Raw genomic sequence first — 15,158 nt, forward strand, 5'->3', positions numbered from 1 at the left:
GTGAAGAAGGTCAGGGAGTGGTGGCGCGGTCGGTCGGCCGCGCCCGGGGAACCGGCGCGACCGGAGCCCGACGATCCGTCGGCGCCGACGCCGGCGAGGGTACGGGTCACCGAGTCCGGCGACGCGAGGGCCGAGGACGGTGGCCGTGCCGTGACGGGGTTCCACGGGCCAGGCGATCCGGAGGAGCTCCCCGCACTCCTGATCTCGCAGACCGGCAACGCGTTCGCGAGCGGTCACAACTCCATTGCCGTCAGCGGAAACGCGTACATCACCCAGGAGCGGCGCAAGCCCTTGCCGCTGCCGCACCGGATCGGCGTGCTGCCCTCCGAGGCCGGCTGTTTCCAGGACCGGGGGAGGGACGACCCCGGACTCCGGGAGGCCCTGGCGAACCCGGGGACCGTCGTGCTGACGGGAACCGGAGGGGCGGGCAAGACCCAGGTCGCCGCCGACCACGCGAACCGCCGGTGGAAGGACGGCTGCCTGGACCTGTTGGTCTGGGTGAACGCCTCGACCCGCCAGGGTGTCGTCGACGCCTATGCCGGGGCAGCGGTCGACCTGCTCGGCGCCGACCCGAGGAACAGCGAGCGGGCGGCGCAGGAGTTCCTGGCCCGGCTGCATCCCCGGCCGGGCCGGTCCTGCCGGTGGCTGATCGTTCTGGACGACCTCGCCGACCCCGAGGACCTCGTGGGTCTCTGGCCGCCGGCCGACCCCGAAACCGGGAACTCCCAGACGCTGGTGACCACCCGGCGCCGTGACGCCGAACTCGTCCGGCGCGGACGTCTCGTTCCGGTCGGCATGTTCACCGCCGACCAGGCCGACGCCTACCTCCGCGCCGCCCTGAAGCCCGCCGACCGCGACGACGCGGCCGAGGACCTCCGGGCCCTGGCCTCGGACCTCGGCCACCTCCCGCTGGCCCTGTCCCAGGCCTCCGCCTACCTGGTCGAGGCCGCCGAGATCGACGTCGCCGAGTACCGCACCCGGCTCGCCGACCGTGCCCGGACCCTGGCCGACCTCTTCCCCGAATCCGTGCGGGTGGACGACTACCGCATCTCGGTCGCCGCCGCGTGGTCGCTGTCCGTCGAACGTGCCGACCAGTTGCACCCGCGGGGACTGGCGAGGCCCGTGCTCCAACTCGCCGCCGTGCTCGCCCCCAGCGGGATCCCGAGCGGTGTGTTCACCAGCCCGCCCGCCCTGGCCCATCTGGGGCTCCGTGCGAACGACGGGGCAGCGCCCGCCGGGGCGACCGCAGCGCCCACCGAGGCGACCGAGGACATCGCCGGGGAGATCGCCGAGCCCTCCGAAACGAGGGCAGAACCCTCCGAGGAGCACTCGGAGCCTGCCGGGGTGACCGTCGAACAGGCCGTCGCCGCCCTGCGTACCCTGCACCGCCTGAGCCTGATCGACTTCACCCCCAGGACGCCTCACCACGCGGTCCGCGTCCACCGGCTCATCCAGCGGGCCACCCGGGAGTCGCTCGCCCCCGGTCGGCGCGACGAACTCGCCCGGACGGCGGCCGACGCGCTGTTCGCGGCCTGGCCCGGCCTCGACCACGACGCGGTCCTCGCCACCTCCCTGCGCACCAACGCCGCCGTGCTGATCGGCGACGCCGGCGAAGCCCTGTACCGGCCCGACGCCGCCCACCCACTGATCAACCGCCACGGTTACAGCCTGGAACAGGGGGGCCGGTCGGCGGCCGCGCGGGACTTCTTCCGGCAGGTGGCCGCGGACGCCGCGCGCCACCTGGGACCGGAGCACCGGGACACGCTGACCGCCCGCAGCAACCTCGCCACCTGCGAGGGCGCCTGCGGCAACACCGCGGGCGCGGTCTCCGGCCACACCGACCTGCTCGCCGACATGCTGCGGGTCCACGGCCCCGATCACCGCCACACCCTGTCCACCCGGAACAACCTCGCCCTGTGGCGGAGTCGGACCGGAGAGACCGCCGCCGTGGTCGTCGCCTACGAGGAGCTCCTCCGCGACCTCATCCGTGTGTTCGGTCCCGACCACGACCTGGCCATGACCGTGCGCAACAACCTCGCCTACAGCCGCGGCGAGGCCGGCGACCCCACGGGGGCGTCCGCCGCGTACCAGGAACTCCACCGGGACCTGCTCCGCCTCCTGGGCCCGGACCATCCCGACGTCCTCACGGCCCGCCACAACCTGGCCCTCTGGCGTGGTCAGTCGGGCGACGCCTCCGGAGCGCTCGCCGCGTACGAGGCGCTGCTCCCCGATCGGGTACGCCTGCTGGGCCCCGATCACCCCCACACCCTGGCCACACGCGGCAACCTCGCCCGGTGGCGCGGCACGCTCGGTGACCCCGGGCGCGCGGTGACCGAGTTCGGCGAACTGCTCGCGGACCGGCTCCGGATCCACGGCCCGGACCACCCGGACACCCTGATCGCCCGTCACAGCCTGGCGGCCTGGCGCGGGGAGGCGGGGGACGCCGCCGGGGCGCGCGCCGAGCTGGAGGCCCTCCTGCCCGACATGCTGCGGGTGCTCGGACCCGATCATCCCGACACGCTCGGCGCCCGCAACCAGCTCGCCGGTCAGCAGCGCGCCCTCGGTGATCCCGAGGGCGCGGTCGTCGCCTTCGAGGGACTGCTCCTGGACCAGGTGAGGGTCCTGGGTCCCGACCACCCCGACACGCTCATCACCAGGAACAACCTCGCCGCCTGTCGGGGGAAGGCGGGGGACCAGGCAGCGGCGATCGCCTCCTTCGAGGCACTCCTCCCCGACCTGCTGCGGGTCCTGGGCCCGGACCACCCCGAAACCCTCACCGCGCGCAACAACCTAGCCTCGGCGCGGCACGAGGCGGGCGACGCCGCGGGCGCGGCCGCCGCCTTCGAGGAGCTCCTCGCGGACCAGGCCCGGATCAGCGGCCCCGACCACCCCGACACCCTCTCCGTCGGCAACCGGCTCGCCTGGTCGATCGGCGCCACCGGCGACGCCGCCGGGGCGGTCGCCGCGTTCGAGCGGTTGCTCGCCGCCCAGCTGCGTGCGCACGGACCCGACCACCGGCACACCCTCGCCGCCCGGCACAACCTCGCCTCCTGGCGCGGGAAGGCGGGGGACGTCGCGGGTGCGGCCGCCGCCTTCGAGGAGCTCCTCGCGGACCGGGTCCGGATCAGCGGCCCCGACGACCCGGGCACACGGGCCGCTCTCCGCCACCTCGCCGGGGCGCGGGGCGAGGCCGGGGATTCCGCGGGCGCGATCGCGCGCTTCGAGGAGCTCCGCGACAGGCTGCGGGATGCCGAAGGCCCGGACCATCCCGACACCCTGACCGCCCGAAGCGAGCTCGCCCACTGGCGCGGGAAGTCCGGGGATGCCGCCGGGGCGGCCGCCGTTCTGGAGGGATTGCTGGCCGACCGGCTGCGGGTGCTGGGCCCCGACCACCCGGACACCCTCCACTCCCGCACCAACCTCGCCTACTGGCGGGTGGAGGTGGACGACCTCCGGGGAGCGGCCGCCGCCTTCGGGGAACTCCTCGACGCGCAGGTCCGTGTCCTCGGCCCGACCCATCGCGACACCCTGGCCACCCAGGGCCACCTGGCCTCCTGCCTCGGGATCGCCGGCGACGCGGCGGGCTCGGCCGCGGTCCACGAGGACCTCCACGCCAAGCTGCGGCAGCTCGACGGTCCCGACCACCCCGACACCCTCGAGGCCTGCCACGACCTCGCCGCCGCGCGCGGCGGGGCGGGGGACGCCTCCGGGGCCGCCGCGGCCTACGGGGAACTCCACGCGGGCCGGGCCCGGGTGCTGGGGCCGGACCACCCCGACACCAGGAGCGCCCTGGCCCTCGCCGCCACCTGGCGGCAGCGGGCCGGGGACCCGGCCGGGGCGGCCGCCGCGTTCGAGGAACTCCTCGTCGCCGAGTCACGCGAGCTCGGCCCGGACCATCCGCAGACCATGACGGTCCGGCACAACCTCGCGTTCTGCCGCGGCGAGGCGGGGGACCCCGTGAGCGCCGCGGCAGGACTGGAGGCCGTGCTCGCCGATCGGGCGCGGGTGCTGGGCGCGGACCACCTCCACACGCTGACCACCCGTGGCAACCTCGCCCGTTGGCGGGGGGAGGCGGGCGACGCCGCGGGTGCCGCCGCGGCGATGGAGGAACAGCTGGCGAGTCTGCTGCGGGTCCTCGGACCCGACGACCCCCGCACCCTCCGGGCCCGCCGTGTCCTCGAGCACTGGAGGAACGTGGCGGACGGAGCGGCCGACGACGCCGGGTGAACCGACCCGGTCGTCGGTCCCGGTGCCCACGCGTGCCTTCACCGCCGCCGTCCCGCGGTCGTCCCCGCCCGGCGTCGGCGCCGCGGGGCCGTGGCCGATGCGCCGCACGCCCGTGCCGGGTGGATCGTCGCACGTGACGAGGAGGACGTCAGGGATCTGGCCCGAGGCGACTACGGGCCGGTGTTCGACGCCGCCGCCGACCACGGCCTGCCCGTCTTCGCGATGACGGCACGCAACGGGCACCTGCTGCGGCCGCGCGCGGCGAAACCGTGAACGTGGGCGGACGCCGGAAGCCGCTTGGCCTCCTCGGGGAATCGAACAAATCGGATGAAACCATTCGAAACATGAATTTAAAGTCGTATGTCGGGTAAGACCCCCCATGCGACCGCGTGAATCTCCCCGGTCGCCCCAGCACCCCGATGGGGGTGCCACCAGGACCGCGCTTGAAGAAGCCGGGCAGGGTCCTGGGGGAAGAGGCCCGCGACGCACGAGGTGCGGATCCGCACCCGTCGGTGGGCGTTCACCCCGATGCCCAGGAGCGATCACGTGTCCATCCATCTGGAAGCAAGCGGCCGGGAGGGCCCGCCCCCGGGCGTGCCGGCCGACGTCCCGCCCAGGCCGTCGCCGGCGGAACTGCGCCGCATGGGGAAGTGCGAGGCGCGTGAGCTGAGCGACGCGCTGTTCGCGCGGCTGGGCGGGCTGGCCCGTGAGAGCCGCGCCTACAGCTATGTGCGCGGCACGATCATCGAGCTCAACATGCCGCTGGTGCGCTTCATCGCGGCCCGTTTCCGTCATCGCGCCGAGGACATGGAGGACATCCTCCAGGTCGGCACGATCGGCCTGATCAAGGCCGTCGACGGCTACGAGCCGGAGCGGGGCGTCGAGTTCGTCACGTACGCGATCCCCACCATCACCGGCGAGATCAAGCGCTTCTTCCGCGACACCTCCTGGCCGGTGCGGGTCCCGCGCGGCATGCAGGAGCTCTACCTCTGCGTCGCCCGCGGCTCGGACCGACTGGAACAGCGGCTCGGCCGCCTGCCCCGGCCCGAGGAGATCGCCGAGGACCTGCACCTCACCGTCGAGCAGGCCACCGAGGGACTCACCGCCGGCCGCGTCTACCGCCCCAACTCCCTGGACGCCCTGCGCGACCAGGACACCGACGAGACCGGCAGCGCCCTGCTCGACCGCCTCGGCGGCTGCGACCCCGGCATCGAGCTCGCCGACTTCCGCATCGCGGTGCGCCCCCTGCTGGCGGGGCTGCCCGAACGCGAGCAGACCGTCCTCAAGCTGCGGTTCTGGGACGGCTGGACCCAGTCCCGGATCGCGGAGCGGATCGGCGTCTCCCAGATGCACGTCTCCCGGCTGCTCAGCGCCACCCTGGCCTGGCTGCGCGAGGAACTGGAGGACCGGAACGCCCCTGGCTGGGCCGGCGAGCCCCAGCCGCCGGACTGAGACCCGGGGACGGCCGACGCGCTGCCGGGCTTCCCGCCGGGGTGCGCCACCGGGCCGGCCATCACGAGACCTGGTGATTTCCCCGCCGTTTGCCGGTCCCGGCCACGGGTAGCCGATGGGCTCCAGGGTCCGGCCGGGCGCTCGAGAACCTTCGGAGGTGACCGCCATGGACGCGCGTGAAGGCGGTGATGCGGCCGAAGCCGTCCGCGTCCCGCGGACCGCGGACCGGCCGGCGGGTTCGGGGTGGACCTTCCTCACGAACCACGCCCGGGTGCTGGTGCAGATCGCCCGGGATCCGGGGATCCGGGTGCGGGACATCGCGGCACGGTGCCTGCTCACCGAGCGGGCGGTGCAGCGGATCATCGTCGACCTGGAGGAGACCGGGTACCTCAGTCACGAGCGGCGGGGGCGCACCAATCACTACCACGTGATCGCCGGCAAGCAGCTTCGCCACCCGGCGGACGCGGGCCCGACCCTGGCGGAGCTGCTGGCGGTCCTCCTGCGGCCGCGGTGACGGCCGCGGTGACGGCCGGTCACCATCGGTGCCACCGGGGCCGCTGGTCGCCGGCCTCGCGCCGGCCCGGGGCTCAGTCCAGGCCCCGGGCGCGGCGGAAGCGGGACGTGAGGGCGTCCGGGGCGATGAGCGGGGCCGGGTAGTCGGGGGTGGGGTCGAGCAGCCAGGGGCGGTGGACGGCCGGCCCGGGCAGGTGGGCGAGTTCCGGCACCCAGCGGCGTACGTACGCCCCGTCCGGGTCGTACCGGTCGGCCTGGCGCAGCGGGTTGAGCACCCGGTTGGGTCGGGTGTCGGTGCCGGTGCCCGCGACCCACTGCCAGTTGAGCTGGTTGTCGGCCACGTCCCCGTCGACCAACAGCGACAGGAAGTGGGCGGCGCCGATCCGCCAGTCCAGGTAGAGGCATTTGGCGAGGAAGCCCGCGGTCAGCAGGCGGGCCCGGTTGTGCATCCAGCCCTCCTCGGCGAGCTGGCGCATTCCGGCGTCGACGATCGGGTAGCCGGTGCGGCCCTGCCGCCAGGCCTCGGCCTCGCGCTCGTCCCGGTGCCAGCGGTCGTTCCTGGCCCGGTAGTCGCGGTGCGCGGAGTCGGGGCGGGCGGCGAGGACCTGGTGGTGGAAGTCGCGCCAGGCGAGCTGTCGGACGAACGTCCGTGCCCCCTCGCCGTCGTGCCGCAGGGCGCGTTCGACGAGTTCGGTGGGGGACAGGCAGCCGAAGTGCAGGTACGGGGAGAGCCGGGAGGTGGCGTCGGCGGCGAGGTCGTCGTGCACCCGCGCGTACCCGTCGACGTCCCAGCGCCGCCACCGCTCCCTGGCCGCGCTCTCGCCTCCGGGCGGTAGGGCGGGCGAGAGCGGCCCGGTGAGCAGCAGGTTCTCGCTGCCGATGCCGCTCGGGGCGTCGAGCACCCGCGGCGCGCCCAGCACCGTGCGGCGGGGCACCTGCTGCCAGGCCCGGTGGTACGGGGTGAAGACCGCGTAGTGGTCCCGGCCGGCGGGGGTGATCCGGCCCGCCGGGACGACCGTCAGCGAGGCGTCGTGGACGTGCAGACGGTCGCCGAACACCTCGCGCAGCCGTGCCTCGCGCCGCTGCGCGAAGGCGCTGACACCCGCGGCGACGTGCACGGTGGTGGTCCCGGCACCGACCCGGGCCCCGGCACCGGCCTCGACACCCGCGCGGGCTCCGGCACCCGCGCCGGCTTCGGCCTCGGCCGCGACCCGGGCCGCCTGCTCGGCGGGCTCGCCGCGGCGCACGACCAGCCGGGAGCCGATCCGGCGCAGCGAGGCGTCCAGGTCGGTGAGGCAGTCGGCGAGGAACGCCTGTCGGTTGGGTGCGGCGAATCCGGCGCCCTCGACGGCCGGGTCCAGCACGAACAGCGGGACGACCCGGTCGGCCGCGGACCGGGCGGCGTGCAGCACGGGGTTGTCGTGCAGCCGCAGGTCCTGGGTGAACAGGGCGATCGATACGCTCACGGGTGGGGCCTCGCAGGTGGTGCCGTCGGGAGTCCGGGTGTTCGGGTGCTTCTGCCGCTTCGTACTGTTTCGTACGGCTTCTCCCCGGATGTTCGGAGCGGCCCGCGACGCGGATTGGTCCCGGGGCCCGTCCGAGCGGCGCCGCGGGCCGCCCCGCGGGCGCCGGCCGGTGCGCCCGTGGGCGTGCGTCGGGCAGGGGCGTGTTGCGGTGCGGGCGCCGCGTGAGAGGCTCGTCGCATGGAACAGCGCGTACTCGGCCGCACCGGCCGCCCCGTCTCGATCGTCGGACTCGGCACCTGGCAGCTCGGCGCGGACTGGGGAGACGTCCGGGAAGAGGACGCCCTGGCCGTGCTGGAGGCCTCGGTGGAAGCCGGCGTCACCCTCTTCGACACCGCCGACGTCTACGGCGACGGCCGCAGCGAGCGGCTGATCGGCCGTTTCCTGAAGGACCGCCCGGACGCCGACGTGTTCGTCGCCACCAAGTTCGGCCGCCGGGTCGAGCAGCGGCCCGAGCACTACAACCTCGCCAACTTCCGTGCCTGGGCCGACCGTTCACGGGACAACCTGGGTGTGGAGCGGCTCGACCTGGTGCAGCTGCACTGCCCGCCGACGCCGGTCTACTCCTCGGACGAGGTGTTCGACGCCATGGACACCCTGGTGGACGAGGGTCGGATCGCCGCCTACGGGGTGAGCGTGGAGACCTGCGCCGAGGCGCTGACCGCGATCGCCCGCCCGAACGTCGCGAGCGTGCAGATCATCCTGAACGCGTTCCGGCTCAAGCCGCTGGAGCAGGTGCTGCCCGCCGCCGAGGCGGCCGGAGTGGGGATCCTCGCACGCGTGCCACTGGCCTCGGGCCTGCTGTCGGGCCGGTACGACGAACACACCGTCTTCGCCCCGGACGACCACCGCACCTACAACCGTCACGGCGAGTCCTTCGACCAGGGGGAGACCTTCTCCGGGGTGGACTTCGCGACGGGCGTCGAGGCGGCGGTGGAGTTCGCCGCGCTCGCGCCCGAGGGCGCCAGCGCGGCGCAGGCGGCGCTGCGCTGGGTCACCCAGCAGCCGGGGGTGACGACGGTGATCCCCGGCGCCCGCAACGTGGCGCAGGCCCGGGCCAACGCGGCCGCCGCCGACCTGCCGCCGCTGCCGTCGGCCACCCTGGCCGCCGTGCGCGACCTCTACGACCGGCGGATCAGGCCGCAGGTGCACGCCCGCTGGTAGCGGCGGTCACCGCGCGGAGCCGCCACCCTTGCGACAGCCGTCGGCGCGGCTCCGGTCGGTGAGCCCGCCACCGCGGCGCCCGGCTGCCCCGCCCGCCGGGAGGCATGCCCGGTCCGGCCGTCCCGGCGGCGGGTGGGGCGGAGTCAGGAGAGCAGCTGGGCGAGAGCGGCGTCGACGTCCAGGTGCTCGGTCTCGGTGCCGGCGGGTACCAGGCGGAAGGAGTCGAGCAGGAAGGCCGTCACGACGGCGGCCGGAATGCTGATGACGGCCCGCGCGGACGGGGAGCGCAGGGTGATCAGCACGCGATCCTCCGGCCCGGGCGCGACGGTCACGTCCCCGAGGCCGACCGGGCCGTGCCGGCCCCGGTCGAGCAGCTCGCGCGCGAAGGTCCACTGCGCCGCTTCGTCGTCGCCGAGCGGCGGGAAGGCCAGGCACACCGCGTACGGCGACGCGGTGTCGAACCGCAGCTGCGCCTCCACGGCGACATCGGGGAACGGGCCTTCGGGCAGGGTGACGGCGGTGGACCAGGAGGTGGCGACGGTCATGCGACGAACTCCCATTCTGGCGGTGGCACCGGGTTCTCCGGCCTCGGGGACCGGGGTTGCAGCGCTCGGCTACCCGCGCGCCCGGGGTGCATTCCTCGTCTCTCAACGCGACCGGGCCGCCCGGCGTGATCCCCCGCTCGGGTGGTTTCCCGCCCCGCAGTTCCCGGGCAGCGAAGCCCGCCCCGGCGCACGGTCGCCGGGGCGGGGCTTCGGGTCACCGAGTGATCGCGTGGGGCCTCACGGCGCCACGGTGTCCGCCGCGGGTGGCTCGGGCTCGTCGTCCTCGTCCCGCTCGGCCTTCCGCCGGACGTCCGCGGGGGTCGGGGACGTGATCGCGCGCTCCTCGGCGGAGCGCTCCCGGGCTCCGACCCGGCCCTCGGCCTTCCGTCGGACGTCCGCCGGGGTCGGGGAGGTGATCGCGCGCTCCTCGGCGGACCGTTCCCGCGTCGTCTCGTCCGGCTGCGTTCCGTGGTCGTCGGGTGTGGTCATGGGCTCGTTCCCCTTTCCGGGTCCTGGGTTTCGACGGATCGGATACCGGGCGGGTGCCCCGGATGTCCGGTTCTGAAGCGGATGTCCGGTCGTGAACCGGACGGACGAGGTCGGGCGGCGGCCGGGCGGGCGGCGACCGACGGCCGGCGATCAGCGACCGACCACCGACGACCGGCGCGGCCTTCCGACCGTAACCCCGGGCGGGATGCCGCGCCGCCGGACGTGACGGGCGGCGACCCGGGCTCCCACCGGGACCGCCGTCGTGAGCCCTGGCCGCACCGGGCGGGCTGCGCTTGCGGCCCGGGAAAGGGAATCGACAATGAAGGCGTGAGGCGGCGAGTGGCGTGTTTCGGCATTCCTCGTACGGGCCGAGCGGTCTGCGGAGCCCTGGTGGAGCCTCACCGGCGACGAGGAGATGGATCCGTATGCCGACGCTTCCCTGGGCGACGCCGAACCCGGCCCCCTCGCACACCCGGTCGTACGTCATGGCGTCCCGCTTCACCCTGAGGTCCCGCAGGGACGTACCGAGGTTTCTCCTGAACTCCCTGAAGGCGTGGCGGCAGGTGCGTTCCGCGCCCGGGGTGTTCGGCGCCTCCCTGGACGCCCACCCCGTGAGTGGTGTCTTCCTGACCCTGTCCGCCTGGGAGGACCGCGACGCGCTGTACGAGTTCGCGGGCACCGAACCTCACCGGAGCGTCATGGAGACCCTGCGCCCCACCATGCGCACCGCGACCTTCACCTTCTGGGAGGTCGCCACCGACGAGCTTCCGATCTCCTGGAAAGACGCCCGTCGGCGTCTCGACGAACAGGCCGCCGCCGACACCGTCCGGGGCCGGGCCACCGCAGCGGACAACTGACCCCCGCCGGGCTCGACCTGATCCTCGACCTGGTCCCGCCCGCCGGCCCCGGCCGCGCCGTCGCCTCAGGCCAGCACCAGCGAGCGCAGCAGGTCGAGCTCCTCGAACTCGAACCCGGCGAGGACGGTGGCGAGTTCGCAGGCGCCGGGGGCGAGCAGATCGACGGTGGCCAGGACGTCCCGCCCGCCGGCGCGGTCGACTTCGTCCAGCGCGCGGGGCAGGTTGCGGCGCCACAGGACGGCCGGTGCGGGCGGGCCCTCGGCGCCGCGGCCGCGGTGGAGGGTGCCCTCCGGGGACACCCAGAGCGGCCGGTCGTCGGGCGGACGAGGGCCGTCGGCGGCGGGCGCGGCGGGGCGGTGTAGCAGTAGGCGGTGGTCCATCGCGCGGAACCCGTGGGCGAGGAAGGCCCGGGTGGTGGCCGACCGGCGGTGGAGCGACAGACCGGCCAGGTGGGGCGGCCAGGGCGGGGGATCGGTGAAGGCGGTGACGGCGGTCAGGCCGCTGCTCCCGGCCACGACCGTCCGGACGAGGACCTCGGCCGCGTCCGGGGCCTCCCGGCAGTGCAGCCAGGCCACCCCGCCGGTGAGACGGCCGGCTGTCGTTCGGCGGTGGACGGCCATCGCCCCGAGGAGCAGTCCGTCCTCGTCGTGGAGGACGAGGACGGTCCGGTCGGGTCGGCGGTCCCAGCCGGCGGGGGCCGCCGCCGGGAAGGGCACGACAGGCCGGTCGGCCGCGATCAGCCGGACCACCTGTGCCTGGTCCTCGCGGGTCGCGGGCCTGACCCGCAGCGCCCGTTCCGCCCTGAGGGACACCTTCATCGCGCTCCTGTCCGCGTGCACGTACACATCCACGTCCTCGTTCCCGTCCTCGCCCACCGGTGGCATGGTGGGTTCGGTGCCGACCCGGACCCGGATGGGCGAAGGCACCCGGCCTCACCCGAACGAAGGACAACCGGCGCCCGGGGACGGCCGCGCGGATCACCCCGAGGACGCGGTGACGGTCCGCTCCAGGAGGTCGAGGGCGCTCGCCAGGCTCTGCGGGCCCGCGGCTGTGCCCGGGGCACCGGAGCGGCCCCAGCCGGGGCCGGTGGCCAGCACCAGGGCCCGGCCACGGGACCCGCGCGCGCCCCACGTGGAGTCGGCCACCCGCCGGACCAGCTCGTGGTCGGCGGTGAGCGGGAGCTGGGACCAGAGCATCACGGCGCCGGGGCCGATCCGGTGCACCGCGTCCAGCAGCGCCCTGGGCGGGACGGCCGCACCCAGCATCCGGAAGGGCAACGCCCGCTCACCCAGGCCCGCCGCGGTCGCCTCCAGCGCCAGGCTGTGCTGCTCGTCGGGCATCGCGGCCAGCAGGACGGGCGGGGCGGGCGGGGCGGGCGGCGCGGTCCGGGGTCTGGCGGGCCGTACGGCCGCGGCGCGCAGCACCGTGGACACGTGCCAGGACAGCAGGTGCTCGACCTCGACGTACTGCTCGCCGGAGGAGGCCCACTTGCGTCCGGTCGCGCGCAGCGCGGGCATCATGACCTCCGTCCAGGCGGCGACGACGCCGAGGGAATCCACCACCTCCCGCAGGATCCGGGCGACCTCCGGTGCGTCCAGGCGGACGGCGGCCCGGGCCAGGCCCCGGCACTCGGGGCGGACCGCTCCCATCCGCAGCGCGCGGCCGCCGGCCGGGCCCCGGTCGGCCTCCGGCCCGGACCGCGAGGCCTGCTCGGGCACCGGGCCGAAGGCCGGCGGTGACCCGACGGCGGCAGCGGCTTCGGGCACGGCCGCGCGGTGGGAGGCCAGCACGGCCCGGGCGGCTTCGGCCGGGCGCACACCGCGGGCCGCCAGCCGGCACATCGCTTCGAGCAGGGCGATGTCCTCCGGGCTCCAGCGGCGGTGGTGGCCCGGGTCGCGCCGGGAGGGGCCGATGCCGTAGCGGCGCTCCCAGGAGCGGATCGTGGTGGGGGACACCCCGAGGAGCCGGGCCACGTTCCCGGTCGGCATGCCCGCCTCGTCGGCCCCCATCGTGCTCCTCCCGTGGAAGTCCCGAGCGTCCTCGAAGTCCGGTGAGCCCGGTGGGCCCGGTGGGCCCGGTGGGCCCGGAGCGTCCTGAACCGTTCCCATGATCCTCCGTCGCCCCGTGCGCTCCCGCCCGTTCCGCCCCGGGTGTCAGGCTCCGTCGAAGGCCGCCCGCAGCCGCAGCAGCCCGTCCCGCATGCGCGTCTTCACCGTGCCCAGCGGTACGCCGAGGGCCCGGGCGATCTCGCGCTGCGAGTACCCGCCGTAGTACGCCAGCACGAGCGACTCGCGCTGGACGCCGCTCAGCCGGGCGAGCGCGGACCGCACCCGGCCGGCGTCGAAGGCCCGCTCGACCTGCTCGGCGACCGGCTCGGCGTCCGGCTCACGGACGGGCTGCTCCCGCAGCGCCACCCGCAGTTCGCGGTCGGCGGCGGCGCGTGCGGCCCTGGCCCGGTCCACCGCGCGCCGGTGGGCGATGGTGAGCACCCAGGCCATCACCGTGCCGCGGACCGGCCGGTAGGCGGCCGCCGTGCGCCAGACCTCCAGCAGCACCTCCTGCGCGACCTCCTCGGCCTGTGAGGGGCTGCGCAGCGTCCGCAGGGCGGTCCCGTACACCGGGGCGGCCACGGCCCGGTACAGCCGCGCGTACGCCGCCTGGTCCCCCCGGGCCACCGCGGCGACCAGTCCGCCCAGCTCCGGAGCCGGCGCGGGGAGGGGCGGGGCGGAGGGGGAGGAACGGTCTCGCGTGGTCACCCCGGCACTGTGCAGCGTTTCGGGACTCCGGGACCACCTGCACCCTTTGTGCAGCGTTTCGAGGTCGGGGACGCCCTCGTCCTCGGGTCTGGCGCCGGGATCGTGCCGGCCCCGCTCGGGTCCCCGCGGGTAATTCGGTTGACCGGGCCGCTCGGTAACGCTGCACTTCGGGGGGCGCCACACGCGGTGGCGCCGGTTTCGCGGGGAGGCAGCAGCACCACATGGAGATTCGTTCCACGACCGACCAGGACCTCAAGGCCTACGTCGACACCTTCCACGCCGCGCTGGGGCGCCTCCCGGAGGCCGCGGACGCGAACGGCGGCGGGGTCTGGTGGGCGGCGACCGAGATGGACCGCAACCTGCTCGCCGTGACGGCGGACGGGCGGCCCGTCGGCACCGCCGGTGCGCACACCTTCGAGCTCACCCTGCCCGGGCAGGTCGTCGTCCCGGCCGCCGGGGTGACGTGCGTCGGTGTCCTGCCCACCCACCGGCGTCAGGGCGTGCTCACCGCGATGATGCGCCGTCAGCTCGCCGACCTGCGGGCCCGCGGGGAGTTCCTCTCCGTGCTGCTGGCCTCCGAGGCCGGGATCTACGGCAGGTTCGGCTACGGTCCGGCGACGTACACCCAGCGGCTGACGGTGCAGCGCCACCAGGCCGCCTTCGCCGCACCCCGGGCGCAGCGGGCGGACGACGCCCCGGCGGGCGGCACGGTCGAACTGATGCGGCGGGCCGAGTGCGGCGAGATCGTGGAGGCGGTCTACGACCGCTACCGCCGGGCCCAGCCCGGCGCGCTGTCCCGGCCGCGCCGCTGGTGGGAGCTGGGCGCGGGGCAGGTCCCGATCGCCCCGACGCCGCGCTACGTCGCCGTCCACCGGGACGCCGACGGCACCCCGGACGGGTACGCCAGCTACTGGACGGACGCGGGCACCCTGATGGTGGACGAGACCGTCGCCGTCGACGACGCGGCCCACACCGAGCTGGCCCGGTTCGTGCTCGGCCACGACCTGGTCGAAAAGGCCGTGTTCCGTCACCACCCGCCGGAGCACCCGCTGCGCTGGCAGCTCGCCGACTTCAACGCCGGCGAGCTGAGCAACCACACCGACTGGCTGTGGGTGCGGCTGCTGGACGTCCCGCGCGCGCTCACCTCGCGCGGCTGGTTCACGGACGGCGAGCTGGTCCTGGACGTCGACGACCCGTTCCTCGGCGAGCACCACCGGTACCTGCTGACCGTCCGGGACGGGAAGGCCGAGTGCGTCCCGACGGACCGGGAGCCCGATCTGTCCCTGGACGTGCGGGACTTGGGCGCGGTCTACCTCGGTGGCACCGCCCCGAGCGTGCTCGTCCGGGCCGGACACATCAGGGCCCACCGCCCCGGCGCGGCCGTCCTCGCCGACGCCCTGTTCCGTGCCGAGCGCGCGCCGCACTGCCTGCACTGGTTCTGATCCGGCGGCTGAAGAGCCTCCGCCACGACGAACGCCGGTCCCGCCCTCACCAGGGCGGGACCGGCGTTCGGCATTTCCGGGGGCACTGCGCACCGCCCGTGGGGGCGCGGCCGGTTGCCCCGGAGGACCACGCCGATTGCCCTCAGGGGACAGACCGCGGCGTGTCGTGGGCGGGTCGGCTTTGTTCGTA

General features: G+C 75.3%; 13 protein-coding genes. 7 read left to right on the forward strand and 6 right to left on the reverse strand.

Annotated elements, in window-relative coordinates:
- Positions 1-150: 150 nt before the first annotated feature.
- The 4 genes from ABZ449_RS16325 to ABZ449_RS16340 all read left to right on the forward strand — a co-directional run bounded on the left by ABZ449_RS16325 (position 151) and on the right by ABZ449_RS16340 (position 6,193).
- A complete protein-coding gene (locus ABZ449_RS16325) occupies positions 151-4,227 on the forward strand; it encodes a tetratricopeptide repeat protein (RefSeq protein WP_360346006.1) in 4,077 nt (1,358 codons plus the stop codon).
- A gap of 90 nt (positions 4,228-4,317) precedes the next feature.
- Positions 4,318-4,500, forward strand: a complete 183-nt coding sequence (locus tag ABZ449_RS16330) for a hypothetical protein (RefSeq protein ID WP_360346008.1) — start codon at positions 4,318-4,320, stop codon at positions 4,498-4,500.
- 273 nt (positions 4,501-4,773) lie between these two features.
- Positions 4,774-5,679, forward strand: a complete 906-nt coding sequence (locus ABZ449_RS16335; protein ID WP_360346010.1) for a SigB/SigF/SigG family RNA polymerase sigma factor — start codon at positions 4,774-4,776, stop codon at positions 5,677-5,679.
- A gap of 166 nt (positions 5,680-5,845) precedes the next feature.
- The gene (locus tag ABZ449_RS16340) at positions 5,846-6,193 is read left to right on the forward strand and encodes a helix-turn-helix domain-containing protein (RefSeq protein ID WP_360346012.1); all 348 of its coding nucleotides are present in this window, start codon (positions 5,846-5,848) and stop codon (positions 6,191-6,193) included.
- A gap of 73 nt (positions 6,194-6,266) precedes the next feature.
- Here ABZ449_RS16340 and ABZ449_RS16345 read toward each other — a convergent pair whose 3' ends face one another.
- A complete protein-coding gene (locus ABZ449_RS16345) occupies positions 6,267-7,658 on the reverse strand; it encodes a deoxyribodipyrimidine photo-lyase (RefSeq protein ID WP_360346014.1) in 1,392 nt (463 codons plus the stop codon).
- Positions 7,659-7,895: 237 nt separating this feature from the next.
- Between ABZ449_RS16345 and ABZ449_RS16350 the strand changes: the two genes are divergently transcribed.
- Positions 7,896-8,879 (forward strand): aldo/keto reductase, encoded by a 984-nt coding sequence (locus tag ABZ449_RS16350; protein WP_360346016.1) that lies wholly within the window; start codon positions 7,896-7,898, stop codon positions 8,877-8,879.
- A 143-nt stretch (positions 8,880-9,022) separates the two neighbouring features.
- Here ABZ449_RS16350 and ABZ449_RS16355 read toward each other — a convergent pair whose 3' ends face one another.
- Positions 9,023-9,424 (reverse strand): SsgA family sporulation/cell division regulator, encoded by a 402-nt coding sequence (locus tag ABZ449_RS16355; RefSeq protein ID WP_360346018.1) that lies wholly within the window; start codon positions 9,422-9,424, stop codon positions 9,023-9,025.
- 237 nt (positions 9,425-9,661) lie between these two features.
- Positions 9,662-9,913, reverse strand: a complete 252-nt coding sequence (locus ABZ449_RS16360; RefSeq protein ID WP_360346020.1) for a hypothetical protein — start codon at positions 9,911-9,913, stop codon at positions 9,662-9,664.
- Positions 9,914-10,338: 425 nt separating this feature from the next.
- Here ABZ449_RS16360 and ABZ449_RS16365 point away from each other — a divergent pair, with 425 nt between their 5' ends.
- Positions 10,339-10,770, forward strand: coding sequence for a DUF3291 domain-containing protein (locus ABZ449_RS16365; protein ID WP_360346022.1), 432 nt, complete (start codon positions 10,339-10,341; stop codon positions 10,768-10,770).
- Between the two features lie 65 nt (positions 10,771-10,835).
- Here the strand turns inward: ABZ449_RS16365 and ABZ449_RS16370 are convergent, their stop codons facing one another.
- The 3 genes from ABZ449_RS16370 to ABZ449_RS16380 form a co-directional block, all read right to left on the reverse strand.
- Positions 10,836-11,696, reverse strand: coding sequence for a hypothetical protein (locus ABZ449_RS16370; RefSeq protein ID WP_360346024.1), 861 nt, complete (start codon positions 11,694-11,696; stop codon positions 10,836-10,838).
- 51 nt (positions 11,697-11,747) lie between these two features.
- Positions 11,748-12,779: a MerR family transcriptional regulator gene (locus ABZ449_RS16375; RefSeq protein WP_360346026.1), complete on the reverse strand. Its 1,032-nt coding sequence runs from the start codon at positions 12,777-12,779 to the stop codon at positions 11,748-11,750.
- A 144-nt stretch (positions 12,780-12,923) separates the two neighbouring features.
- Positions 12,924-13,526: a sigma-70 family RNA polymerase sigma factor gene (locus tag ABZ449_RS16380; protein ID WP_360346028.1), complete on the reverse strand. Its 603-nt coding sequence runs from the start codon at positions 13,524-13,526 to the stop codon at positions 12,924-12,926.
- A gap of 221 nt (positions 13,527-13,747) precedes the next feature.
- Between ABZ449_RS16380 and ABZ449_RS16385 the strand changes: the two genes are divergently transcribed.
- Complete coding sequence (locus tag ABZ449_RS16385; RefSeq protein ID WP_360346030.1) at positions 13,748-14,968, forward strand: GNAT family N-acetyltransferase; 1,221 nt, start codon at positions 13,748-13,750, stop codon at positions 14,966-14,968.
- The last annotated feature ends 190 nt before the right edge of the window (positions 14,969-15,158 follow it).

The sequence above is a fragment of the Kitasatospora sp. NPDC005856 genome (assembly GCF_040629945.1).
GTDB lineage: Bacteria > Actinomycetota > Actinomycetes > Streptomycetales > Streptomycetaceae > Kitasatospora.